Annotated in this window: 19 protein-coding genes and 1 riboswitch; of the genes, 12 read left to right on the top strand and 7 right to left on the bottom strand. The window is 76.6% G+C overall.

Going from position 1 to position 23226, the window contains the following annotated elements:
* Window positions 1–56: 56 nt before the first annotated feature.
* From ACI798_RS13870 to ACI798_RS13860, 3 genes are all read left to right on the top strand, one after another.
* The gene (locus tag ACI798_RS13870) at window positions 57–1763 is read left to right on the top strand and encodes a LytR C-terminal domain-containing protein (protein ID WP_457048172.1); all 1707 of its coding nucleotides are present in this window, start codon (window positions 57–59) and stop codon (window positions 1761–1763) included.
* Window positions 1764–1852: 89 nt separating this feature from the next.
* Window positions 1853–4789, top strand: coding sequence for an alpha/beta fold hydrolase (locus ACI798_RS13865; RefSeq protein WP_457048171.1), 2937 nt, complete (start codon window positions 1853–1855; stop codon window positions 4787–4789).
* A complete protein-coding gene (locus ACI798_RS13860; RefSeq protein ID WP_456942631.1) occupies window positions 4786–5658 on the top strand; it encodes an ABC transporter permease in 873 nt (290 codons plus the stop codon). The genes ACI798_RS13865 and ACI798_RS13860 overlap by 4 nt, the downstream gene beginning before the upstream one ends.
* On the opposite strand, the gene ACI798_RS13855 is transcribed toward ACI798_RS13860, so the two are convergent.
* Window positions 5655–6476 (bottom strand): HAD family hydrolase, encoded by an 822-nt coding sequence (locus tag ACI798_RS13855; RefSeq protein ID WP_457048170.1) that lies wholly within the window; start codon window positions 6474–6476, stop codon window positions 5655–5657. The genes ACI798_RS13860 and ACI798_RS13855 overlap by 4 nt on opposite strands.
* A 61-nt stretch (window positions 6477–6537) precedes the next feature.
* Window positions 6538–6661: riboswitch (SAM riboswitch) on the top strand.
* Between the two features lie 12 nt (window positions 6662–6673).
* Between ACI798_RS13855 and thrC the strand changes: the two genes are divergently transcribed.
* The 4 genes from thrC to groL all read left to right on the top strand — a co-directional run bounded on the left by thrC (window position 6674) and on the right by groL (window position 10741).
* A complete protein-coding gene (gene thrC, locus ACI798_RS13850; RefSeq protein WP_457048169.1) occupies window positions 6674–7975 on the top strand; it encodes a threonine synthase in 1302 nt (433 codons plus the stop codon).
* A gap of 221 nt (window positions 7976–8196) precedes the next feature.
* On the top strand, window positions 8197–8397 hold the full coding sequence (locus ACI798_RS13845; protein WP_075013019.1) for a cold-shock protein: 201 nt from the start codon (window positions 8197–8199) through the stop codon (window positions 8395–8397).
* 16 nt (window positions 8398–8413) lie between these two features.
* Entirely contained in the window at window positions 8414–8896 is a 483-nt protein-coding gene (locus ACI798_RS13840) for a hypothetical protein (RefSeq protein ID WP_457048168.1), read from the top strand.
* 216 nt (window positions 8897–9112) lie between these two features.
* The gene (gene groL / locus ACI798_RS13835; protein ID WP_456942627.1) at window positions 9113–10741 is read left to right on the top strand and encodes a chaperonin GroEL; all 1629 of its coding nucleotides are present in this window, start codon (window positions 9113–9115) and stop codon (window positions 10739–10741) included.
* A gap of 256 nt (window positions 10742–10997) precedes the next feature.
* On the opposite strand, the gene ACI798_RS13830 is transcribed toward groL, so the two are convergent.
* Window positions 10998–11186, bottom strand: coding sequence for a VOC family protein (locus ACI798_RS13830; protein WP_456942626.1), 189 nt, complete (start codon window positions 11184–11186; stop codon window positions 10998–11000).
* A 116-nt stretch (window positions 11187–11302) separates the two neighbouring features.
* The gene (locus ACI798_RS13825) at window positions 11303–13216 is read right to left on the bottom strand and encodes a fibronectin type III domain-containing protein (RefSeq protein ID WP_457048167.1); all 1914 of its coding nucleotides are present in this window, start codon (window positions 13214–13216) and stop codon (window positions 11303–11305) included.
* Window positions 13217–13377: 161 nt separating this feature from the next.
* Between ACI798_RS13825 and ACI798_RS13820 the strand changes: the two genes are divergently transcribed.
* Window positions 13378–14163 (top strand): DUF72 domain-containing protein, encoded by a 786-nt coding sequence (locus ACI798_RS13820; RefSeq protein WP_456942624.1) that lies wholly within the window; start codon window positions 13378–13380, stop codon window positions 14161–14163.
* On the opposite strand, the gene ACI798_RS13815 is transcribed toward ACI798_RS13820, so the two are convergent.
* A complete protein-coding gene (locus ACI798_RS13815; protein WP_457048166.1) occupies window positions 14164–15162 on the bottom strand; it encodes a Gfo/Idh/MocA family protein in 999 nt (332 codons plus the stop codon). It abuts the gene before it with no gap.
* Between the two features lie 35 nt (window positions 15163–15197).
* Between ACI798_RS13815 and ACI798_RS13810 the strand changes: the two genes are divergently transcribed.
* Window positions 15198–15473, top strand: a complete 276-nt coding sequence (locus ACI798_RS13810; RefSeq protein WP_456928057.1) for a DUF4031 domain-containing protein — start codon at window positions 15198–15200, stop codon at window positions 15471–15473.
* On the opposite strand, the gene ACI798_RS13805 is transcribed toward ACI798_RS13810, so the two are convergent.
* Together ACI798_RS13805 and ACI798_RS13800 are read right to left on the bottom strand one after the other, a co-directional pair.
* On the bottom strand, window positions 15445–16062 hold the full coding sequence (locus tag ACI798_RS13805; protein ID WP_456942622.1) for an HD domain-containing protein: 618 nt from the start codon (window positions 16060–16062) through the stop codon (window positions 15445–15447). The two genes, ACI798_RS13810 and ACI798_RS13805, sit on opposite strands and share 29 nt — an antisense overlap.
* Entirely contained in the window at window positions 16059–17330 is a 1272-nt protein-coding gene (locus ACI798_RS13800) for an ArgE/DapE family deacylase (protein WP_457048165.1), read from the bottom strand. The genes ACI798_RS13805 and ACI798_RS13800 overlap by 4 nt, the downstream gene beginning before the upstream one ends.
* A gap of 47 nt (window positions 17331–17377) precedes the next feature.
* On the opposite strand from ACI798_RS13800, the gene ACI798_RS13795 reads away from it, so the two are divergent.
* Complete coding sequence (locus tag ACI798_RS13795; protein ID WP_457048164.1) at window positions 17378–18235, top strand: phospholipid scramblase-related protein; 858 nt, start codon at window positions 17378–17380, stop codon at window positions 18233–18235.
* Window positions 18236–18414: 179 nt separating this feature from the next.
* Here ACI798_RS13795 and ACI798_RS13790 read toward each other — a convergent pair whose 3' ends face one another.
* Window positions 18415–19803 (bottom strand): glucose-6-phosphate dehydrogenase, encoded by a 1389-nt coding sequence (locus ACI798_RS13790; protein WP_456942619.1) that lies wholly within the window; start codon window positions 19801–19803, stop codon window positions 18415–18417.
* A 167-nt stretch (window positions 19804–19970) separates the two neighbouring features.
* Between ACI798_RS13790 and ACI798_RS13785 the strand changes: the two genes are divergently transcribed.
* Window positions 19971–20093, top strand: a complete 123-nt coding sequence (locus ACI798_RS13785; RefSeq protein WP_456942618.1) for a hypothetical protein — start codon at window positions 19971–19973, stop codon at window positions 20091–20093.
* Window positions 20094–20140: 47 nt separating this feature from the next.
* Window positions 20141–23074 carry an ATP-binding protein gene (locus tag ACI798_RS13780; protein WP_457048163.1) on the top strand — a complete coding sequence of 978 codons (2934 nt, stop codon included), beginning with the start codon at window positions 20141–20143 and terminating at the stop codon, window positions 23072–23074.
* The last annotated feature ends 152 nt before the right edge of the window (window positions 23075–23226 follow it).

Below are 23226 nucleotides of genomic sequence, written 5' to 3'. Positions count from 1 at the left end.
CCGTGGGCAGGCATGCGGCACCAGGCGGTGACCAACCGGACCGGCCGTCAGCCCCGGTGGCCGGCGGCCGGCGGCGCACCGACCACCCCAGCGAACCCCTGCCCGACCTGCCGACGACGCGCAGTCCCCGTGTCGACCCCGGCGCCGCCGAGCTGAGCGACCACCCGACGACGCCCGGTCCCGGCCGCAGCCGCGCCGACCGCCGCCGGGACGCGCTGCTCGGCGCCGGCGACGAGACCGACCGCCGCCGGCTCACCGGCCGGTCCGCGCGCCCCGCCGCGGCCGCGCGGCCGGCGGCCCCCGCCCGCCCGGCCGAGCCGGAGCGCCCGCCGGTCCCCGCGCCGCAGCCCGAGGCGCCGGCCGTCCGGTCCCGCCCCGCGCCGCCCGCCGCGGCCCGCCCGCGGGTGCCCGCGCCCGTGGCCGCCGGCGCGGCCACCCGGCAGGCCCCCGCGCCCCAGCCGCCGGCCCGCCCGGCGGCCGGGCCGCCGACCGCGCAGTCGCCGGCCGTCTCCCGCCCGGCGCCCCAGCCCCCCGCCGCCTCCCGGCCGGCGCCCCAGGCGTCGGCCCGCCCCGCGCCGCCCGAGACCACGGTCGCGCCGTTCCAGGCGGTCCCCCGGCCCGACGCCGAGGCCGCCGAGCCGGCGGCGGCGCCCCTGGACCCCTGGGACCAGCCGGCCCGCCCGCCGGCCCGGGGCCGGACCCAGACCCCGCCCGCGGCCGAGCCCGCGCAGCCCCGGGACCGCACCCCGGACGGGAGCCCGGCCGCGAACGGCTACCGCGACTGGACCCGCCCCTCCGGTGCGGGCACCGCGACGCCGGCCGCCCCGCCGACCGAGGCGATCCCCGACCGCGAGGTGTCCCGCGACCGCGTGGCGTCCGCGGACCGGGCGCCCGCCCCCGCGACCGGGGCGATCCCCGACCGCGAGGTGTCCCGCGACCGGGCCGGCGACCGCGCCCCGGCCGCGCCGCTGACCGAGGCGATCCCCGACCGCGAGGTCGCGGGCCGCCGGGACCGGGCACGGGGCGACGGGGACCGGCGGGACCGCGACGCCGAGCCGGAGACGGGGCCGTCGACCGGCGGCACCGGCGTCGTGGGCAACCGCGCCGCGGTGCGCGCCGAGCGCCAGGCGAAGGAGGCCGAGCGGCAGGCCCTGGAGGCCGAGCGCCGCAGGGCCGCGCGCCGGGCCGGGGTCTCCCGCGCCGCCCTGCGCGCCGCCGACGGCGAGGACGCGCCGCCGCGCCGTCGCACCGGGGTCGCGCTGCTGGCGGTCGTCGTCGTCGCGCTGGTCGTGCTCGGCGTCTACAGCTTCACCTCCCCGGCGGCGCAGGAGACCGGCTCGGCCACGACGCCCACGAGCGAGCCGTCGGCGCCGGCGTCGGTGTCGGCGGCGCCCTCGTCGGGCCCGCTGCCCCCGCTCTCGGCCGAGCCGCTGCCCCCGGTGGAGCAGGCGCCGAGCACCCCGGTGCGGGTGCCGGTGACCGTCCTCAACGCCACGCAGACCGGCGGGCTGGCCGCGGAGGTCGCCACCGCGTTCGCCGCCCAGGGCTGGACGACGGCCGGTGTCGGGGCCTACCAGGGCGGGGACGTCGCCGCCACGACCGTCTTCTTCGACGAGGGCGACGAGTCGCAGCGCCAGTCCGCCCTGCAGCTCATGGAGGCCTTCCCGGGCATCACCACCGGGCCCGCGGTGCGGTTCTTCGAGGTGCCGGACGTGCCCGACCCCGGTCTGGTCGTCGTCGTCACCGGCGGGCTCCAGCCCTGACCGCTCCGCGTCGCACCCCGTCCCGACACCCGCGGAACCCCGGCGCGGCACCGTCCGTTGGCCGCAGCGTGCGTCCGTTCCGCGGGCCCGTGACACCCCGCCCGCGCCCCGGCGCCCGCGGGGTGGCCGGCGCCCTGCTCGCCCTCCTGCTCACCGGCACCCTCGTCGGGGCGCTGCCCACCCCGGCGGCCGCCGCCGAGGACGTCCGGACCGAGGACGCGCGCGTCCCCTCCGGCTCGGGCGCCGACGCCGTCGAGCTGGACACCACGCTCTACCTCCCGGCCTCGGCCACCGCCGACGACCCCGCGCCGGCCGTGGTCCTCGCGCACGGCTTCGGCGGCAGCAAGCAGTCGGTCGCCGACGACGCCCGGGACCTCGCCGGCCGCGGCTACGTCGTCCTCGCGTACTCCGCGCGCGGGTTCGGCGCGAGCACCGGCCAGATCGGCCTGGACGACCCGCGCTACGAGGTCGCCGACCTGTCCACGCTGCTCGACCTGCTCGCCGGCCGCGACGACGTCCTCCTCGACGGCGACGGCGACCCGCGGGTGGGCGTGGCCGGCGGCTCGTACGGCGGGGCGCTGTCGCTGCTCGGCGCGGCCTACGACGACCGGGTCGACGCCATCGCGCCGCAGATCACCTGGAACTCGCTGACCGCCGCGCTCTTCCCCTCCCAGACCGGCGCCGCCGACGCGCAGACCCCCGCCGCCACGCCGCAGACCGCCGACGCCGGCGTCTACAAGCGGCTGTGGGCGGGGCTGTTCTTCGGCGTGGGCGCCGCGCCCACCGGCGGGCTGCTGGACGCGCTCGGCGGCGGGGGAGCGGCCGAGACCGAGGACGGCGAGGACACCGGCGGCACCGGCGGCACCGGCGACGCGGCCCCGGTCTCCGGCGACGCCCCGCCGACCCTGCCGGTCGACCCGTCGTCGGTGGACCCCGCGGCGGTGGAGCAGGCGCTGACCTGCGGCCGGTTCCGCGCCGACGTGTGCGCCGCCTACCAGACCGCCGCCGCCTCGGGCACGCTCACGCCCGAGGTGGCCGCGGTGCTCGACCGCAGCAGCCCGGCCGCGGTGCTCGACCGCGTCACCGCGCCGACCCTGCTGGTCCAGGGCACGGAGGACTCCCTGTTCGGCCTCGGCCAGGCCGACGCCAACGCCCGCGGCATCGCCGCGAACGGCACCCCGGTCAAGGTCGTCTGGTACGCCGGTGGCCACGACTCCCCGCCGTCGGAGCGGGAGGCCGCCGAGCTGCGCGACCAGGTCGCCGGCTGGTTCGACTGGTACCTGCACGACGAGGACGACCCCGCCCGCGGCGAGGACCCCGGCACCGGCTTCGAGTTCCCCGCGCCCACCGGCCTCGGCAGCGGGCTGGGCAGCGTGCAGGGCGGCACCCAGAGCGTGCTCGCGGGCGCCTACCCCGGCCTCGACGGCGGGGACCCGGCGCAGCGGGAGAGCGTCGCCCTCGACGGCGGCACCCAGCCGGTGGTCACGCCCGCCGGCGGCACCCCGGCGGCGATCACCACCGTCCCGGGCCTGGGCGCGCTCGCCTCGGCGCTCGGCGGCCGGGCCGTGGAGATCCCCGGCCAGTTCGCCGCGTTCGCCAGCGACCCGCTCGACGAGGCGGTCGAGGTGGTCGGCGCGCCGACCGTCGAGCTCGCCGTCGCCTCGCCCACCGGCAGTGCCACGCTGTTCGCCAAGCTCTACGACGTCGGCCCCGACGGCGCGCAGACGCTGCCCGGCGGGCTGGTGGCCCCGCTGGCGCTCACCGGCCTGTCGACCGACCCGGCCGCGCCGACCGAGGTCGCGGTCACGCTGCCGGGCATCGTGCACCGCTTCGAGGCCGGGCACACGATGCGCGTCGTCGTCTCCTCGACCGACCAGGCCTTCGCCCTGCCGGCCGAGGCCACCGTCTACTCCGTCGCCCTCGCCGGGGCCGGCAACGGCGGCACCGCGCTGGCCGTGCCCACCGTCGAGGGGCAGCCGCAGGCCGACGGCGGCACCTCCCGCTGGTGGTGGCTGCTCGGCGCCGTCGTCGCGCTCGGCCTGCTCGGCTGGCTCGCCGCGGTGCTGTGGGGCCGCCGCCGGCGCCGGGTCACCTCGGAGGTGGAGCCGGACGGCGAGGACGTGCCGCTGCGCTTCGAGAGCGTCACCAAGGCGTACAAGGACGGCTTCGTCGCCGTCCGCGACCTGTCCTTCGAGGTCCGCCGCGGCCAGGTGCTCGGCCTGCTCGGCCCCAACGGTGCGGGCAAGACGACGTCGCTGCGCATGCTCATGGGGCTGATCCGGCCGAACTCCGGGCGGATCACCGTGTTCGGCCACGCGGTCCGCCCCGGCGCGCCGGTGCTGTCCCGGCTGGGCTCCTTCGTCGAGGGCACCGGGCTGCAGCCGCACCTGTCCGGCCGCGACAACCTGCGCCTGTACTGGGCCGCCACCGGCCGCCCGGCCGAGGACGCGCACGTGGAGGAGGCGATCGCGGTCGCCGGCCTCGGCGCCGCCATCGACCGGCCGGTGCGCCGCTACAGCCAGGGCATGCGCCAGCGGGTGGCGATCGCCCAGGCCATGCTCGGCCTGCCGGACCTGCTGGTCCTCGACGAGCCGACCAACGGGCTGGACCCGCCGCAGATCCACGCCATGCGCGAGGTGCTCCGCGACTACGCCGCCACCGGTCGCACGGTCATCGTCTCCAGCCACCTGCTGAGCGAGATCGAGCAGACCTGCACCCACGTGGTGGTCATGGCGAAGGGGCAGAAGATCGCGCAGGGGACGGTCGAGGAGATCGTCGGCACCGGTGGCGCGGTGCTCGTCGGGCTCGCCGACGACGCCGACGCCGACCGCGCGGCCGCCGTCCTGTCCGGGCTGCCCGGGGTCACCGTCGAGCGCACCGACGAGGGCCTGGTCGCCGACCTCGGCCCGGGGACCTCGCGCGCGGCGGCCCTGCAGGCGCTGGTGGGCTCGGGCGTCGCCGTCGACCAGTTCACGCCGCGCCGCCGCCTGGAGGACGCGTTCCTGGCACTCGTGGGGGAGTCGTGACCGCGACCGAGCACGTCCAGCCCACCGGCGCCGTCGCCGGCTACCGGCCCGAGCGGACGCTGCGGCTGTCGGTCGAGCTCCGCCGGCAGTTCAAGCGGCGCCGCACGATCGGCGTCTTCGTGGCGATGGTGGCGCTGCCGCTGGTGCTCATCGCGGCGCTGCAGCTGGGCGCGAGCGAGGAGGCGCAGACCAACAGCCGGATCAACCTGGTCGACGTCGCCACCGCCAGCGGGCTGAACTTCACGCTGTTCGTGCTGTTCGCGACGACGTCGTTCTTCCTCGTCGTGGTCTACGCGCTGTTCTTCGGCGACACGGTGGCCAGCGAGGCGCAGTGGGGCTCGCTGCGCTACACGCTGGCCACGCCGGTGCCCCGGACGCGGCTGCTCCGGCAGAAGTGGCTCGCGGCGCTGGTCCAGTCGGTGGGCGCGCTGCTCACCCTCGCCGTCGTCGCGGTGGTCGCCGGCGGCCTCGCGTTCGGGTTCGGCGAGATCGAGACGCCGATCGGGGTGACCCTGTCGCAGGGCGAGGGGTTCCTCCGGCTGGCCGGGATGCTCGGCTACCTCGCCGTGCACCTGCTCGTCGTCGGCACGCTGGCGTTCTGGCTGTCCACGGTCACCGACGCGCCGCTGGCCGCCGTCGGCGGGGCGGTGTTCACGACGGTCGTGTTCGCCATCCTCGACCAGGTCGAGCAGCTCGGGTCGATCCGCGACTGGTTCCCCACCGCGGAGGAGTTCGCCTGGACCGACCTGCTGCAGACACCGGTCGACTCCTCGGACCTGTTCCGCGGCGTGGTCCAGTCGCTGGTCTACGCCGCGGTCTTCACCGCGCTGGGCTTCCGCCACTTCACCCGGCGCGACGTCACGAGCTAGAGCGAGGCTCTGACCGCCTGGGCCCAGCCGACGCCCATCGCCGCGTCGGTCACCGACACGTTCGGGACGGCGCCCAGCAGCCCGGCCATGCCGTCGACCTCCGCGCCGTTGGCGGTGATCCACAACCGGCCGACGGCGGGCGCCATCTCCAGGTCGCTGACGCTGTCGCCGATCGCGACGGCGTCCGCGGGGTCGACGCCGCGCCGCTCGAGGTCCCACGCGATCGCCGCGCCCTTGGAGATGCCGCGCGGCATCAGGTGGTAGACGCGGGCCAGCTGTCCCTCCGGCGCCAGCTGCAGCCGGGCCGAGGCGGGGATCGCGCCGTTGTCCTTGAGCGTCAGCCAGCCGAACCCGCGCTCGGCCAGCCACGCGTCGACGGCGAGCGGGTCGACGAACCCGCGCAGCAGCGCGTCGCCGTCGTGCGTGGTGTGCCAGGGCGCATGCCACTCCAGCCGGCCGGGGTGGGCGGCGCACAGCGCGTCGACGACGCCGAGCTCGGCCATCACGTCCATCGGCGTGCGGCCCGCGTACTCGGCGGGCAGCTCGCCGGTCAGCCCGTGCCGCTCCCGGCCGCCCTTCCACGTCACCAGCGAGCCCAGCTCGGCGATCGCGCCGTCGGCGGCGAAGATCCGCCCCGCCTCGGTGACCTGGTCGGCGGTGCGCCCGCTGACGATCACCAGCGCGACCCCGGCGGTGTGCAGCTCCAGCAGGGCCGCGGCCGGCTCGGCGGTGGGGGAACCGTCGGCCGCGTGCCAGAACGACCCCCGCGGTCCGACCATCGTGCCGTCGAGGTCGGTGTAGACGATGCGCGCAGCCACGGCGCCCAGCATGGCCGGGGCCCGGGGCGGTCCCGGCAGCCGGGTAGAGTCGGGCCCGTTCCACTCATCCAGAGGGGCAGAGGGACACGGCCCGGTGAAGCCCCGGCAACCGCGCTCGCGCGAGCGGCGAGAGGTGCCAATTCCGTCCCGCGCGGCTCGACGGCCCGACGCGGGGAAGATGAGGAGGTAGTCGTCGCATGACCCTGACCGCTCCCGGTTCCCTCCAGGCCGACTCCGCCGCCGGCGGCCCGGTCGCCCCGAGCCCCGCCCGCGGCCTCGTCTGTCGCAACTGCGGCGCCACCTTCGGCCTGATCGCCGAGCACGCCTGCGCGCAGTGCTTCGGCCCGCTCGAGGTCGACTACGACCCCGAGCTGATGGCCGCCGTCACCCGCGAGCAGATCGAGGCCGGCCCGCAGAACATCTGGCGCTACGCCGCGCTGCTGCCGGTGGGCCAGGACCCGGCCGACCGGGTCAGCCTCGATCCCGGCATGACCCCGCTCGTGCGCGCCGACCGGCTCGCCGCCGAGCTCGGCCTCACCGGCGGGCTGTGGGTCAAGGACGACTCGGCCAACCCCACCCACTCGTTCAAGGACCGCGTGGTGAGCCTCGCCGCCACCGCCGCCCGGGGGCTGGGCTACCGCAAGATCGCCGCGGCCTCGACCGGCAACCTGGCCAACTCGGTGGCCGCCCACGCCGCCCGCGCCGGCCTGCCGTCGTTCGTGTTCATCCCGTCCGACCTCGAGCCGGGCAAGGTCGTGCAGTCGGCGGTCTACGGCCAGACGCTGGTCGCCGTCGACGGCTCCTACGACGACGTCAACCGGCTGACCAGCGAGCTCGCCGAGACCGACGAGTTCGAGGACACCGCGTTCGTCAACCAGAACGTGCGGCCCTACTACGCCGAGGGCTCGAAGACGATGGGCTACGAGATCGCCGAGCAGCTCGGCTGGCGGATCCCGGCCCAGGTCGTCATCCCCATGGCCTCGGGCTCGCTGCTCACCAAGGTGGACAAGGCCTGGCGGGAGCTGGTGAAGGCGGGGATCGTCGCGGACACCGAGTGGCGGGTCTTCGGCGCCCAGTCGGCCGGCTGCGACCCGATCGCCACCGCCTTCGACAACGGCTGGGACGTCGTCAAGCCGGTCAAGCCCACCGGCATCGCCAAGTCGCTGAACATCGGCAACCCCGCCGACGGCCCGTACGCGCTCGACGCCATCCGCCGCACCGGCGGCGCCGTCGGCCGGGTCGGCGACGAGCAGATCGTCCAGGGCATCCGCGACCTCGCCCGCACCACCGGCGTCTTCGCCGAGACCGCCGGCGGCGTGACCGTGGCGGTGCTGCGGCAGCTGGTCGAGGACGGCCGGCTCGACCCGACCAGGGAGACCGTCGTCCTCAACACCGGTGAGGGCCTCAAGACCCTCGACCCGCTGCTGCCGGTCGTCGGCTTCACCCACCGCGTGGAGCCCTCGCTGCGGTCGGTCCGGTCCGCGGGGCTCATCGGCTGACCCCCGGCGGGGGGCGTAGGCTCGCCGGCGACGTCGATCCGGCGGGTGACATCCCGCCCGATCGTCCCCGAGTCGTGTGTCCAGGATCTCCCCACGGCGGCGTGCCTGTTGTACCGTCTCGCGCGGTCGTCAGTTCCACGCACGTGTCCGACGGGCGGAAGAGCTGTACCCCGGTCCCCGGATCACGGGGACCGTCCGCACGCACCAACGTGGGAGCACACGTGGCACAGGGCACCGTGAAGTGGTTCAACGCCGAGAAGGGCTTCGGCTTCATCGCCGTCGACGGCGGCCAGGACGTCTTCGTCCACTACTCGGCCATCCAGATGGACGGCTACAAGAGCCTCGACGAGGGCCAGCGGGTCGTCTTCGAGGTCGTCCAGGGCGAGAAGGGCCCCCAGGCCGACGGCGTCCGCGTCGCCTGAGCTCCTCCGTACCCCCGTGCTGCGGCCCGGTTCCCTCCGTGGGAGCCGGGCCGCAGCCGTTCCCGGGCCACCGGTCAGCTGGGCGCCGTCACTGCTGGCCGCCCACGCCGCGGTCCTCGTCCTGCTGTCGGCCGTCTCCGGGGTCCTGCACCTCTCCGGGGTGCGCAGCGGCGGCCAGGACGACGCCGGCCGGTGGACCGGACCGCCGCCCGTGGTCCCCGTGGCGACGTGGGCGCTCGCGCTGCTCGTCGTCGTGGTGGTGGCGCGCGCGGTCGGGCCGCGGCGCCCCGGCCGGCTCGGGCACTGGCTGGCCGGCACGGCGTGCTGGGCGGTCCTGCCGTGGACCTGGCTGGCGACCGGCCTGACCGCCTCCCACCCCGAGAGCGGCTGGGTGTGGGTGACCGTCATCGGGTTCTCCGGCTACGGCTGGTCCTGGCTGGTCCCCCTCCTGCTCTTCGGGGCCGCGTTCACCGCCGTCCTGGCGCGGTTCGCCGACTGACCCACCCGGGAACAGGCGCCACCCACCCCCCGTTCTTGCACTCGGCAGGGGCGAGTGCCAGACTTCCGGTTGGCACTCGACAGTGCCGAGTGCCAATCAGGTCGGAACGGTGAGGCACAGGAGCGCGGGCCACATGGGAGCCCGCCGCGCCGGTGTCGTCCGTCGCGGGCGCCGGTCCCGGCCGTGCAGCGATCCATGCATGGAGGACATCACCACATGGCCAAGATGATCGCCTTCGAGGAAGAGGCGCGCCGCGGCCTCGAGCGGGGCATGAACACCCTCGCCGACGCCGTCAAGGTGACGCTCGGCCCCAAGGGCCGCAACGTCGTCCTCGAGAAGAAGTGGGGCGCTCCCACCATCACCAACGACGGTGTGAGCATCGCCAAGGAGATCGAGCTCGAGGACCCCTGGGAGAAGATCGGCGCCGAGCTGGTCAAGGAGGTCGCGAAGAAGACCGACGACGTCGCGGGTGACGGCACCACCACCGCCACCGTGCTGGCCCAGGCGCTCGTCCGCGAGGGTCTGCGCAACGTCGCCGCCGGCGCCAACCCGATGGCCCTGAAGAAGGGCATCGAGAAGGCCGTCGCCTCGGTCACCGAGTACCTCCTCTCGACCGCCAAGGACGTCGAGACCAAGGAGCAGATCGCCGCCACCGCGTCGATCTCCGCCGCCGACCCGGCCATCGGCGAGCTCATCGCCGAGGCGATGGACAAGGTCGGCAAGGAAGGCGTCATCACCGTCGAGGAGAGCAACACCTTCGGCCTCGAGCTCGAGCTCACCGAGGGCATGCGCTTCGACAAGGGCTACATCTCGCCCTACTTCGTCACCGACGCCGAGCGCATGGAGGCCGTCCTCGACGACCCGTACGTGCTCGTCGTCAACTCGAAGATCAGCTCGGTCAAGGACCTGCTCCCGCTGCTGGAGAAGGTCATGCAGTCGGGCAAGCCGCTGGCCATCATCGCCGAGGACGTCGAGGGCGAGGCCCTCGCGACCCTGGTCGTGAACAAGATCCGCGGCACCTTCAAGTCGCTGGCCGTCAAGGCCCCCGGCTTCGGCGACCGCCGCAAGGCCATGCTGACCGACATCGCCATCCTCACCGGTGGCCAGGTCATCAGCGAGGAGGTCGGCCTCAAGCTCGACACCGCCGACGTCTCCCTGCTGGGCCGCGCCCGCAAGGTCGTCGTCACCAAGGACGAGACGACGATCGTCGAGGGCGCCGGTGACAGCGACCAGATCGCCGGCCGGGTGAACCAGATCCGCGCCGAGATCGAGAAGTCGGACTCCGACTACGACCGCGAGAAGCTGCAGGAGCGCCTGGCCAAGCTGGCCGGTGGCGTCGCCGTCATCAAGGCCGGCGCCGCGACCGAGGTCGAGCTCAAGGAGCGCAAGCACCGCATCGAGGACGCGGTGCGCAACGCCAAGGCCGCCGTCGAGGAGGGCATCGTCGCCGGTGGTGGCGTCGCCCTCGCGCAGGCCACCGCCGTCGCCTTCGAGAAGCTCGACCTCGAGGGTGACGAGGCCACCGGTGCCAACATCGTGCGCGTCGCGCTCGAGGCGCCGCTGAAGCAGATCGCCGTCAACGCCGGCCTCGAGGGCGGCGTCGTGGCGGAGAAGGTGCGCAACTCCGAGGTGGGCCACGGCCTCAACGCCGCCACCGGCGAGTACGTGGACCTGGTCTCGGCCGGCATCATCGACCCGGCCAAGGTCACCCGCTCGGCGCTGCAGAACGCCGCCTCCATCGCGGCGCTCTTCCTCACCACCGAGGCCGTCATCGCCGACAAGCCGGAGAAGGCCGCCCCGGCCATGCCCGGTGGCGACGGCGGCATGGGCGGCATGGACTTCTGAGTCCCGCCCCCTCGCAACACCAGCAACGCCCGGCAGGGGCGGTCCCGCATCGCGCGGGGCCGCCCCTGTCGGCGTTCACGGGCGTCTCGACGGGCCGAACACACGCCGGATGCCCCCTCCCGACGGCGGAGAGGGCGCTGGCCGTGTGTTCGGCTCCCGAGTCCTGCTCACGCTCGCCGGCGCGCGACTGCGGGGAGACGTCGTCCCCGGCGCGTCCCGGGCGGCGGGGTCCCCGCAGGTGCCGGCCCGAGGTGGGTCAGGCCGGCGGCGGCCCGGCGCCGGCAGGGTCCTCGATCGGCACGGGCCGGTCGCGCTCGCGCGGCGTGCCGTCGGGGAGGGTGTCGCGGCGGACGTGGCCCAGGGCGGCGCACCACCAGTCGGCCAGGGCCCGGTGGTCGCGGGCGTCGATGCAGAGGTCCTCGAAGCGGGCGGGTGCGTCGGCCACGTGCCCACCCCACCACGGGCACGCACAGGCCGAGGGCCCGTCACCGGCGGTGGTGACGGGCCCTCGGGGTGCGGCCGGTCGCCGGGGCCCGGGGAAGCCCCGGCGACCGGCCTGGCTCAGCGCGATCGCGTCATCGGGGCGACCGTGCTGCCGCCGGAGTCCGAGACCACGTTGAACAGGTTGCTGGCCGGCAGCACCGGGCCGTTGCGGAGGTCGACCGACCAGGTGCCGTCGGCCAGGACCGGCACGTTGAGCTGGATGACCGCACCGCTGCCCGTGACGTCGCCGATCCGGAGGTGCACCCGGTTGGCGGTGGTGTCCTGGACGGTGCCGGAGATCCGGTACTCGCGCCGGTCGGAGCGGTACTGGGCCCGGCTGATCGTCACCACGTCCGCCGGCTTGACGACCGCGTTGACACCCGTGGCCGTGGTGCTGCCCGTGCGCTGCTCACCGGCGACGGCGAACACCTGGACGGTGTAGTCGACCCCGTTGGTCAGGCCGGTCACCGCGCCCGAGGTGGCCGTGGCCGCGACCCGTGCGGTCACCGGGGTGCCCGCGGTGCCGTCGGCGGCCGCCGGCGGCGTGACCACGATCTCGTAGCCGGTGAGCGGGCTGGTGGCGTTGCCCGGCAGAGCCGCCGTCCACTCGGCGCTGACCGACTCGTGGCCGGCCAGCACCCGGGTGAGGGTGGGCGCCGTGGGGGCGACCGCGACCGGGTCGGTCGGGGTCTCGCCGCCACCCGTGCCGCCGCCACCCGTGCCGCCACCCGTACCGCCGCCGGTGTCGGGGTTGGTCGGGTCGTCGGCCGGCGTGACGGTGCCGTCGGCGTTCAGCGTGCCGAGCTCGACCACCGGGCTCCACAGGCCGTTGGTCGCCTCGAGGATCATCGGGTAGGCCTGGCCCTCGACGAGGCCGTGGACGGTCGCCGAGTTCTCCCCCTCGCTGGCGCCCTGGCGGACGGCGATCTCCTGGCCGGTGACGGTGTCGATGACGGCCACCCGGTACTCGGAGACCGGGTTGGCGTCCGCGGGCTGGGCCGGGGTCGTCCAGGAGAGCGTGACGTCCGTGCCGCTGCGCGTGGCCTCGACGGTGGTCGGCGGCACCGGTGCCTGGTTGGCGGGGCCGGAGGGGCACCCACCGAAGCCGGGGCCGTCGGTCTCGCCGAACTCGTAGAGCGAGTTGCCGAGGGCCAGCTCGCCCGAGTCCTGCATCCAGGAGGTCACCACGTGCTCGCCGTCGAGCACGCGCTCGGCGTCGGCGGCCGAGTACATGCCGAAGGTCACCGAGAAGGTGCCGTTCTCGGCGGTGCCGGTGACCTCGTACCCGGGCCCGCCGTTGGGCTCGGCGGGGTCGACGACGGGCGTCCAGCCGATGGCGCGCTCCCCGATGAGGGTCGGGGGCGTGCTGGGGTCGGGGCGGCGCATCTCCGGGTTGACCACCTCGACGACGAAGCGCGAGAGGTCGAACCGGGTGCCGAAGTCGTCGCCGTAGGTGCCGCTGATGGTCACCGACCCCTCGACGTCGCCCTCGGTCGCCGTGGCCGCGAAGTCGGTGTGCGTGACGCTGGTGATCTTCGCCGAGCTGACGTAGGCGCCGTCGGTGAAGGCGGTCTCGCTGAACCGCACCTCGACGAGGTCACCGCCCCGGATGTCGGGCGTCACGCCGGTCCAGCACGAGCCACCGGGGTGGTTGAACTCCAGGAAACCGGTCGCGTCGACGACGCCCTCGCCGATGCCGACCTGCTGCCCGTTGCGCGAGACGGTCACGGTCGCCGTCTCGCCGGCCTGGTCGGTGTAGCCCTCGAGGGCGACCATGTCGCGCTTGGGGAAGATCTCGATGTTGCCCGGTCCCAGGGGCGGGTTGCCGGCCTGGGCGGTGGCCGCGAAGGTCACCGCCGCGCCGGTGACCGCGACGGCGGCCAGGCCGCCGGCGATCAGCCGCTTGCGGGAACGGGTGGTTCGCGACGCGGGGGGAACGGCTCGGTGCGCACCCCCGCGACCGCCGTGCACGGTCGGTCGTGTCCTGGTCATCGCCTACTCCGTGGTCGCCGCCGCGCCCTCCGTGGGCCCGGTTCGTGGTGGGCGACACGCTCGTCCGGGGCCGGTGCGGCGGGCAGCCGTGGCGAGGGGGAGCACGACCCCCCAATGCGAGGGGTGCGTCCCACCCGGCGGGCCGGGGTAGGCGGTTGCCCATGGCCGTGGTGATCGGGACCTCGGGGTGGCAGTACCGCGACTGGCGCGGCCGCTTCTATCCCCAGCGCCTGCCGCAGCGGCTGTGGCTGGAGCACCACGCGCGGCACTTCGCCACCGTCGAGAGCAACGCCGCCTTCTACCGGCTGCCCGCCCGGGACACCTTCGCCGCCTGGCGCGAGCGCACCCCGCCCGACTACCGCTGGGCGGTCAAGGCCAGCCGCTTCCTCACCCACGTCAAGCGGCTGCGCGAGCCCGAGGAGCCGGTGGCCCGGCTGGTGGAGCACGCCGCGGGCCTCGGCGACCGGCTCGACGTCGTCCTGCTGCAGCTGCCGCCGACGCTCAGGGCCGACGCCGGCCTGCTGCGGGACTGCCTCGCCTGCTTCCCACCGGGCATCCGGGTCGCCGTCGAGCCCCGGCACGAGACGTGGTGGACCGACGAGGTCCGGGCCCTGCTGGAGCGCTACGGCGCCGCGCTGTGCTGGGCCGACCGCGCCGAGCGGCCGGTGACGCCGCTGTGGCGGACGGCGGGCTGGGGCTACCTCCGCCTGCACACCGGCGCGGACGGCTGGGCCTACCCGCCGGCGGTGCTCGAGCAGTGGGCGCAGCGCCTGGCCGAGGCGTACGCCGACGACGAGGACGCGTTCGTCTACCTGAACAACGACCCGGGCGGCGCCGCCGTCGTCGACGCGGTCACCCTGGCCGGCGCGGTCCGCCGGGCCGGCCGCACACCCACCCGGGTGCCGACCCCGGAGGAGGCGACCGGCGCGGCGTGGGTGGCTGCCTGATCAGCCGAGCACGTGCGGGTCCTCGCGGTGCCGCACGCCGAGCTGCTCGGCGGCGCGGCCCAGGATCTCCTGCACGGCGAGGGTGTCGGCCAGCGGCACGACCGCGGACTCGGTGCGCCCCTCCTGCAGGCAGCGGGTGACCTCGGCGAGCTCGTGGGAGTACCCGACGCCGGTCGCCGGGCGGGTGATCTCCTCGGGCTCGGCGCCCGTGCGGTGCAGCACGATCGTGGCCGGGTGGTGGAAGCGGGGGAGGACGTCGATCCAGCCGCCGGTGCCGAACACCCGCGCCTGCCCCGGCGTCGGGTAGCGCAGCGAGGTGGTGAGCGTGGCCGAGCGGCCGTCCGCCCAGCCGAGCAGCAGCGCCGCCTCGGCGTCGGCGCCGGTGGGGTAGGTGGACCCGGCGGCGGTGACGGTGTCGGGGGTGCCCAGCACCATCTGGGCGAAGGAGACGACGTAGACGCCGAGGTCGAGCAGCGCGCCGCCGCCGAGCTCGAGGGCGAACAGCCGGTCGGCGGGGTCGTAGACGCGGTCGACGCCGAGGTCGGCCTGCACCGAGCGCACCTCGCCGATCGCGCCGTCGGCGATCAGCTCCCGCATGCGGACGACGGCCGGCTGGAAGCGCGTCCACATCGCCTCCATGACGAACACCCCGTTCGCCCGGGCGGCCTCCACCACCTCCTGCGCGCCGGCGGTCGTGGCGGTGAACGCCTTCTCCACCAGCAGCGCCTTGCCCGCCTCGATGGCGGCGAGCGCGACCGCGTGGTGCTGCGGGTGCGGGGTGGCGACGTAGAGGACGTCGACGTCGGGGTCGGCGAGCAGCTCCGCGTAGGAGCCGTACGCGCGCTCCAGCCCGTGCTGCTGCGCGAACGCCTGCGCGCGGTCGGCCGAGCGGGACGCCACGGCCACCGGCCGCGCACCCTCCACGTGCGCGAAGTCGCCCATCACGCTCTGCGCGATGCGCCCCGGCCCGACGATGCCCCAGCGGATCTGCTCGCTCACGGCGACGACGCTAGTCGCCGGGCAGACTGCACCCCGTGGCCGTGCTGATCGACAGTCCCGTCTGGCCGTGGCGGGGGCGCCGCTGGTCGCACCTGGTCAGCGACGTGTCGCACGACGAGCTGCACGCCTTCGTCGCCGCCGAGCTCGGCATCCCGCGCCGGGCGTTCCAGGGGGACCACTACGACGTCCCGGAGGACCTCTACGACATCGCGGTGGCCGCCGGCGCCGAGCCGGTCGGGGCGCGCGAGCTGCTCGCCCGGCTGACGGCCGCGGGCCTGCGGGTCAGGAAGCGCGACCGCGCAGCAGGGTGAGCTCGGCGGCGAGGTTGGCCCGCGCCCGCGGCTCCCACTCCCGCGTCGCCGGCAGCCGGTAGAGCGCCGGCAGTGCCAGCAGGGACTCCAGGACGGCGATCCGCCCGGCGGTGAACACCTCGTCGGGCAGGTGCCCGTACTCCTCGCGGACGGCCGAGGCGTAGGCGGCGTAGGCCTCCGGCGGCCCGGCGAGGACGGCGAGGTCGGCGTCGCAGAGGACGGCGCCGTCCGCGTCGCCGTCGGCCGCGTCGTGGCGGGCGGTCAGCAGGACCAGCCGGACCACCTCGTCCACCCGCGCCGGCGGCACCAGGCCGGACAGGCCCGCCCGCGCCCGGTCGGCGCTGGCCTGCTCGTTGTCGCCGCGGGTGGGGTCGTAGACGACGTCGTGGTACCAGGCGGCCAGCGCGACGGCGGCCGGGTCGTCCGCGGCCGGGCTCAGCGCGCCGACCAGCCCGAGGACGGCGGCCAGGTGGTGCAGGTCGTGGTAGCGGCGGTGCGGCTCGCTCCAGGCGGCGACGACGGCGGCCCACTCGTCGCGCGCGGCGGGGGAGTCGCCGGTCAGGGCCGCGAAGTCCCCGTAGGCGATCACGCGACCCCGCAGCGGCGCAGGGTGAGCAGCGCCAGCGCGCGGGCCACGGCGGTCACGTCGGCCACCGGCACCCGCTCGGCCGGGCCGTGCGCGAGGTGCAGGTCGCCCGGGCCCAGGTGCAGCGCGGGGACGCCCGCGGCCGCGTACAGCCGCAGGTCGGTGCCGGCCGCGACCGCACGTTCCGGCGGCGCCGCCCCGCCCGCGTCGACGACGGCGCCCCGGACCTGCCCGAGCAGCTCGTGCCCCGGCGGCAGCTGCCCGCTGGCGAACGCGCCGCCGGTCCACGTGACCCGCACCGGGTGCGCGGCCAGCCACGGGTGCCCGGCGCCGAACGCCGCCACCCGCTCCTCGAAGGCCGCGCGGGCCGCCTCGACCGGCTCGCCGAGCCGCACGCCGTAGCGGCCCTCGGCGACCAGCCGGTCGGGCACGCTGGAGGCCCAGTCGCCGGCGCGCACCGTGCCGATGGACAGCCCGAACGGGAACCGCTCGCCGGCGAAGCGGGGGTCGGCGTCGTGCTGCCGCCCCGCCTCGAAGGCACGCAGGTCGGCGTGCACCTCGGCGAACAGCTCCACCGCGCTGACGCCGCGGTCGCGCGTCGCCGCGTGGGCGGCGTGGCCGGTCACCTCCAGCCGGAAGGTCAGCGCGCCGGCCGCGGCGGTGACGACGGCGCCGTCGGTGGGCTCGGGGATGACGCAGGCGTCGCCGCGGTGCCCGCGGGCGAGGGTGGCCCACGCGCCCAGGCCGCCGTCCTCCTCGCCGACGACGCTGTGCAGCGCCACCGGCCGGCGCAGCCGCACGCCCGCGGCCCGGATCGCGGCCAGCGCGGCGAGCGCCGAGACCAGGCCGCCCTTCATGTCGCAGGCGCCGCGGCCGTGCACCGCGCCGCCGTCGACCCGCGGGGTGAAGGGGTCGCCGGCCCACAGCGCGCGGTCGCCGGTCGGGACGACGTCGGTGTGCCCGCACAGCACCAGCGCCGGGTCGCCGTCGTCGGCGCCGGGCAGCGTGCCGACGACGCCCCACGCCTCGTCGCGCTCGACCTCCTGGCCGGGCGCGTCCGGCGCGGTGGCGGCCGCCGCGAGGTCGATCGCCCAGCGGTCGACGTCGCAGCCCAGCGCGTCGAGCTCGCCGGCGACGAGGGCCTGCGCCTCGCTCTCGGCCGCGGTGCCGCCGACCGAGGGGACGGCGACCAGCCGGCAGAGCAGGTCGACCGCGGCGGCCTCGTCGACGGCGTCCAGGACGGCGGCCTCGGCACGGCTCAGGTCGGACACGGCTCGGCAGTCTGGCACGCACAGGCGCGGCGGTTACCGTCGCCGCCGTGACGCAGCCCCTCCCGCCGCCCGGCTGGTACCCCGACCCCGCCGGCAGCGGCGGTTCCCGCTGGTGGGACGGCCGGACCTGGACCGGGCACGTCCAGCAGCCGGCCCCGCAGCCCGTGCCGCAGCCCACCCCCGCACCGGCCCACCAGCAGCCCCAGCCGCAGGCCCAGCCGGTCCAGCAGCCGTACGGCGGCCAGCAGCACCACGGGGGCCATCAGCAGTACGGGGGCCAGCAGCAGTACGGCGCCCAGCCCCGCCGCTCGGTGCTGCACGACCAACCGGTGCTGCTGGTCAACCAGAAGACCAAGCTGGTCGAGCTCACCAACGAGTACGCCGTCCTCGCCGGCGACGGCACGCAGATCGGGGCCGTCGTCGAGGTCGGGCAGTCGGCGGCCAAGAAGGTCGTCCGGTTCATGAGCAGCCTCGACCAGTACCTCACCCACCGCCTCGAGGTGCGCGACGCCCACGGGCCGGTCCTGGTGCTCACCCGTCCGGCGAAGCTGGTCAAGTCGCGGGTCGTCGTCGAGACGCCCGAGGGCGCGCCGGTGGGGGAGGTCGTCCAGGCCAACGTGTTCGGCCGGATCCGCTTCGACCTGGTGGTGGGCGGTCAGCCGGCCGGCGCGATCCAGGCCGAGAACTGGCGGGCCTGGGACTTCTCCGTCACCGACCACCTGGGCACCGAGGTCGCCCGCATCACCAAGACGTGGGAGGGCCTGGCGCGCACGCTGTTCACCACCGCCGACCACTACGTCGTGCGGGTGCACGCCCGGCTGCCCGAGCCGCTGGCGAGCCTGGTGCTGGCCTCGGCGCTGACCGTCGACACGGCGCTCAAGCAGGACTCCCGCGGATTCGGCTGACCCGCGCGTGTCACGGCCGGGAGCGGGGTACCGTCCGTGGGGTCCGGACCGGGCGATCTGTGTCCCCGGGTGCCAATTGGATACCGCCTTCGCGGACCACCGCCCCGGCCTCGGCCGGGGGTCTGGAGCCGCGTCGTGCTTCTCGCCGCGAGGCGACCAGAGCCCGGTCCGGACCCTCCTCAGCTCCCCAGCACCCAGCCGCCGGGCCCGGCCAGGGCCGCCGCCTCCGCGGGCCCCCACGAGCCCGGCTCGTAGGGGTGCACCTCCGGCCCGTCCCCGAGCACCGGCGCGACCGCCCGCCACGCCCGCTCCAGCCCGCCGCTGGTGGTGAACAGCGACCGGTCGCCGACCAGGACGTCGTAGAGCAGCGTGGCGTAGGGCGGCAGCGGCTCGCCCTCGGGCACCGCGCCCAGGTCCAGCGACGCCTCCGCCACCGACAGCTCCAGCTCCGGCCCGGGGCGCTTGGCCACCAGCCCGAGGTCCAGCGCGCCGGCGCCCGACAGCGACAGCGAGACGGTGTTCCCGCCGCCGGGCACCGCGCCGACCGGGCCGTCGGGCCGGCGCAGCACCAGCGTCACCTGCTGCCGGCTCTCGGCCATCCGCTTGCCGGTGCGCAGCAGGAACGGCACGCCGCGCCAGCGGTCGGTGTCGACCCACAGCCGCGCCGCGACGAAGGTGTCGGTGCCGCTGTCGTCGGCGACGTCGTCGAGGTCCCGGTAGCCGGTGAACTGCCCCAGGACGACGTCCTCGCGGGCCAGCGGCCGGAACGCCGCCAGCACCGCCTCGCGGGCCTCCTGCAGGTCGCCCGGCGCCAGGGACACCGGCGGCTCCATCGCCACCTCGGCGGCCACCTGGAACAGGTGGGTGACCAGCATGTCGAGGGTGGCGCCGGTGGCGTCGTAGAACTCCGCGCGGTCGGCGACGTCGAGGGTCTCGGGGACGTCGACCTGCACCTGCGCCACGTGCTCGCGGCTCCACACCGAGGAGAACAGCCCGTTGGCGAAGCGCAGCACGTGCAGGTCCTGGGTGGCCTCCTTGCCCAGGAAGTGGTCGATGCGGAAGACCTGCTCCTCGTCGAGCACCGCGTGCACCAGCTCGTCGAGCTCGCGGAACCCGTCGGGGGAGGTGCCGTAGGGCTTCTCGTAGACGACGCGGGCGCCGTCGGCCAGGCCGTGGGCGTCCAGGGCCCGGGTGATGCCGCCGAACGCCTCGGGAGGGACGGCGAGGTAGTGCACGAGCTGGGCGTCGTCGCCGAGCTCCTCACGGGCGCGGGCCACGGCGTCGGGCAGCTGCCCGGGGTCCTCCGGGGCGAAGCCGCCGCCGGCGAAGCGCAGCCGCTCGGGCAGCCCCTCGGCGGGCTCCCCGTCGCCGTGCTCGGCCAGGGCGTCCCGGACCAGGTCGCGGAACTCGTCGTCGGAGCGCTCGCCGCGCCCGCTGCCGACGATCCGCCAGTCCGGCGGGAGCAGCCCGCGACGCTGCAGGACGTCGAAGGCCGGCAGGACCATGCGCGCGGCCAGGTCGCCGGTGGCGCCGAACAGGACGAAGACGGTCGGGCGGAGGTCGGCCATGCGCCCAGCCTCGCCGCCCCGCCCCTCAGGCGCGCGCCGGGTGCGTCTGAGGGGGCCTCAGACGCCGGGAGCAGGTGAGGACTGCCCGGTCGCCCGATGCCCGCGCCGTCGCCTCAGCACGACCGTGGTCGCCGTACCCACCGGACGACGACACCGAGGAGACCGTCGTGAACACCTATCCCAACCCCGGACTCGAGGCCGAGCTCGCCTACCGGCGTGAGGTGCTGCAGGAGCTCGGCCGGGGCACCCGCACCCGCCGCGCCCCCTGGCGGTCCCGGCGGTCCCGCTGACGGCGCTGGTGGCCGTCCCGTCGGCGGCCCGTGCCACGATCGCCGACGTGGCGCGGTGGGACGAGCGACCCCTGGTGGGGCGGGCGACGGAGCTCGCCACGCTCCTGGCCGCCGTCGACCGGGCGGTCGCCGGCCGCGGCGCGGCCGTGCTGGTCGCCGGCGACGCCGGTGTCGGCAAGTCCCGCCTGCTCGACGAGCTGGCGGGCCGCGCGGCCGCCCGCGGCCTGCGGGTGCTGACCGGCCACTGCGTCGACCTCGGCGAGGTCGGCCTGCCCTACCTGCCCTTCGTCGACCTGCTGCGCCCCGTCGCCGACGAGCTCGGCGACGGGGCCGCCGCGCTGTTCGCCGCCCGGTCGGCCGCCGCGCGCGAGCCCGAGGCGGCCGACCTGGGCAGCCCGGTCCGCGCGCTGCGCCCACCGGTCGACGACGGCCGGCTGCAGCTGTTCGAGGCGGTCGCCACCGCGCTGTCCGGGCTCGCCGCCGACACCCCGCTGCTGGTGGTGCTCGAGGACCTGCACTGGGCCGACCGCTCCAGCCGCGACCTGGTCCGCTACCTGCTGGCCCGGCTGGCCGGCGAGCCGGTCGCCGTCGTCGCCTCCTACCGCTCCGACGACCTGCACCGCCGCCACCCGCTGCGGCCGCTGCTCGCCGAGCTGGTCCGGCTGCCCGGCGTCGAGCGGCTGGACCTCGGTCCGCTGCCCGACGCCGACGTCCAGCAGCTCGTGCGGGGGTTGGCCGCGGGCGTGCCCGACCGCACCGTCGACGACGTCGTGGCCCGCGCGGAGGGCAACGCGTTCTACGCCGAGGAGCTGCTGGCCGCGGGACTCGCGGGGGAGTCGCTGCCGCTGCTGCTCACCGACGTGCTGCTGGCCCGGGTGGAGCAGCTGACCCCGGCCGGGCAGCAGGTGCTGCGGGTGGCCGCGGTCGCCGGGCGGCGGGTGCGGCACGAGCTCGTGGCGGCGGTGGGCGGGCTGGCGCCTGCCGACCTGGAGGCGGCGCTGGGCGAGGCGGTGCACTCGCACCTGCTCGTCGTCGACCCCGACGGCGCCTACCGGTTCCGCCACGCCCTGGTGCGCGAGGCGGTGCTGGCCGACCTGCTGCCCGGCGAGCGGGTCCGGCTGCACGCCGCCGTCGCCGCCCACCTGGCCGGCGTCCCGGGCGCGGGCACCGCCGCGGAGCGGGCGCACCACCTGCGGGAGAGCAACGACCTGGCCGGTGCCCTGTCGGCGTCGCTGGAGGCCGCGGACGAGGCGCGGCGGGTGGCCGCCCCGGCCGAGCAGCTGCAGCACCTGGAGGCGGTGCTCGCGCTGTGGCCGGCGGTGCCCGACGCGGCCGCGCGGGCCGGGCGCTCGCAGGCCGAGCTGCTGCTGGACACCGCGGCCGCCGCCCGCCGCGGCGGGGAGCTGCACCGGGCGGTGGCGCTGCTGCGCTCGGCGCAGGAGCTGCTCGGCCCGGACGGCGACCGGGAGCTGCGCGCGCGGCTGCACTCGACCCTGGCGCAGGCGCTGGGCCGCATCGAGGACCAGGCCGCCGCGCTGCGGGAGAGCACGGCGGCGATGGAGCTGGTGCCGGCCGTGCCGCCGTCGCCGGTGCGCACCTGGGCCGCGGCCACGCACGCCCGCGTCTGCTACGACGTGGGCCGCCGAGCCGAGGGCGACGCCGCCGCCGAGGAGGCGCTGGCCGCGGCCGACGCGCTGGGGCTGGACGGCGCGTGGGCCGACGTCGCGGTGTCGCTGGCCCGCTCGCGTGGCGGGGAGGAGCTGCCCGCGCGGCTGGAGGAGGTGCTGGCCCGCGCCCGCCGGTCGGGGGACCCCGACGTCGAGATGCGGGTGCTGTTCAACCTGGCGATCGTCGCCTACGAGGCCGGGTGCTCGGGCGAGACGCTGCGCTGGAGCGACACGGCGCTGGCACGCGCCGCCGAGCTCGGCGTCGAGTGGTCGTTCTACGCCGCGGAGCTGCGCCACCTCGGCGTCGTCTCGCGGTACGTCGTCGGTGACTGGGACGGCAGCCTGGCGCTGGCCGACCGGCTGGCCCGGGTGCCCGAGATGGCCGCGCACGTGCGCGCGGCCGGGCTGCTCGTGCAGGTCGGCCGCGGCGACCCGGCCGCCGCGGAGCGGATCGCCTGGGTGCGCGGCCTGGTCGGCCGGCTCGACGCGCACGTGCTGCTGCTCCTGGCCACCGCCGGCGCGGAGATCGACGTGGCCGCGTGGGCCGGCGATCCCGCCACCGCGCTGGCCACCGCGCGGTCGGCCACGGAGACGCTGACCGGGCTGTGGGGCGACGACCGGCTGGCCGTCGTCCGGCTCGCCGCGACCGCGCTGGCGCCGGTCGGCGACGCGGCGGCCACGGCCCGGCTCACCGGGGACGCCGCCGCGGAGCGGGAGTGGACGGCGGCGGGGGAGTCGCTGGTGGAGATCGCCCGCTCGGCGGTCGAGGCGCACGCCCGGCTGATCGGCCCGCACGGCGTCGAGGCGGCGGCGTGGACCGCCCGGGTGGAGGCCGAGGCCGCGCGGCTGGCCGGGCGCCCGGCGCCGGAGCTGTGGGCGGCCGCCGTCGAGGCGTTCGGCTACGGGCACGTGTACGAGCAGGCCCGCAGCCGGTGGCGGCTGGCCGAGGCGCTGGTCGCTGCCGGCGACCGCGAGGCCGCACTGGAGCCACTGTCCGCCGCCGCCCGGACCGCGCGCGAGCTGGGCGCCGCGCCGCTGCTGGCCGCGGTCACCGCGCTGGCCCGCCGGGCGCGGCTGGAGCTGCCCGGCGCCGGGCGGGTGGTGGAGACGGCGGCGGTGTTCACCCCGCGCGAGACCGAGGTGCTGGCCCTGCTCGCCCGCGGCCGCACCAACCGGCAGATCGGCAGCGAGCTCTACATCAGCGAGAAGACCGCCAGCGTGCACGTCAGCAACATCCTGGCCAAGCTCGGCGCCGGCTCCCGCACCGAGGCCGTCGCCCGTGCCGCCGCCGAGGGCCTGCTGCCCACGGGCTGACGCCGTCCCCGCCCGTCCTGACGATCACGGCGCCGTGACCACCGACCGACGGCGTGTCGTGGGGGGGGGGGGGTGGCCGCGGGGGCGCCCGCCCCCCACCATCCTGCGCACGCGCTCGCGGCGGGCGCGCACGACCTCCACCCGCGCCCACG

This window comes from Geodermatophilus sp. SYSU D01045 (assembly GCF_054050295.1).
Note: the sequence above shows the minus strand (reverse complement) of the source record. Positions and strands in the feature narration are given on the sequence as shown.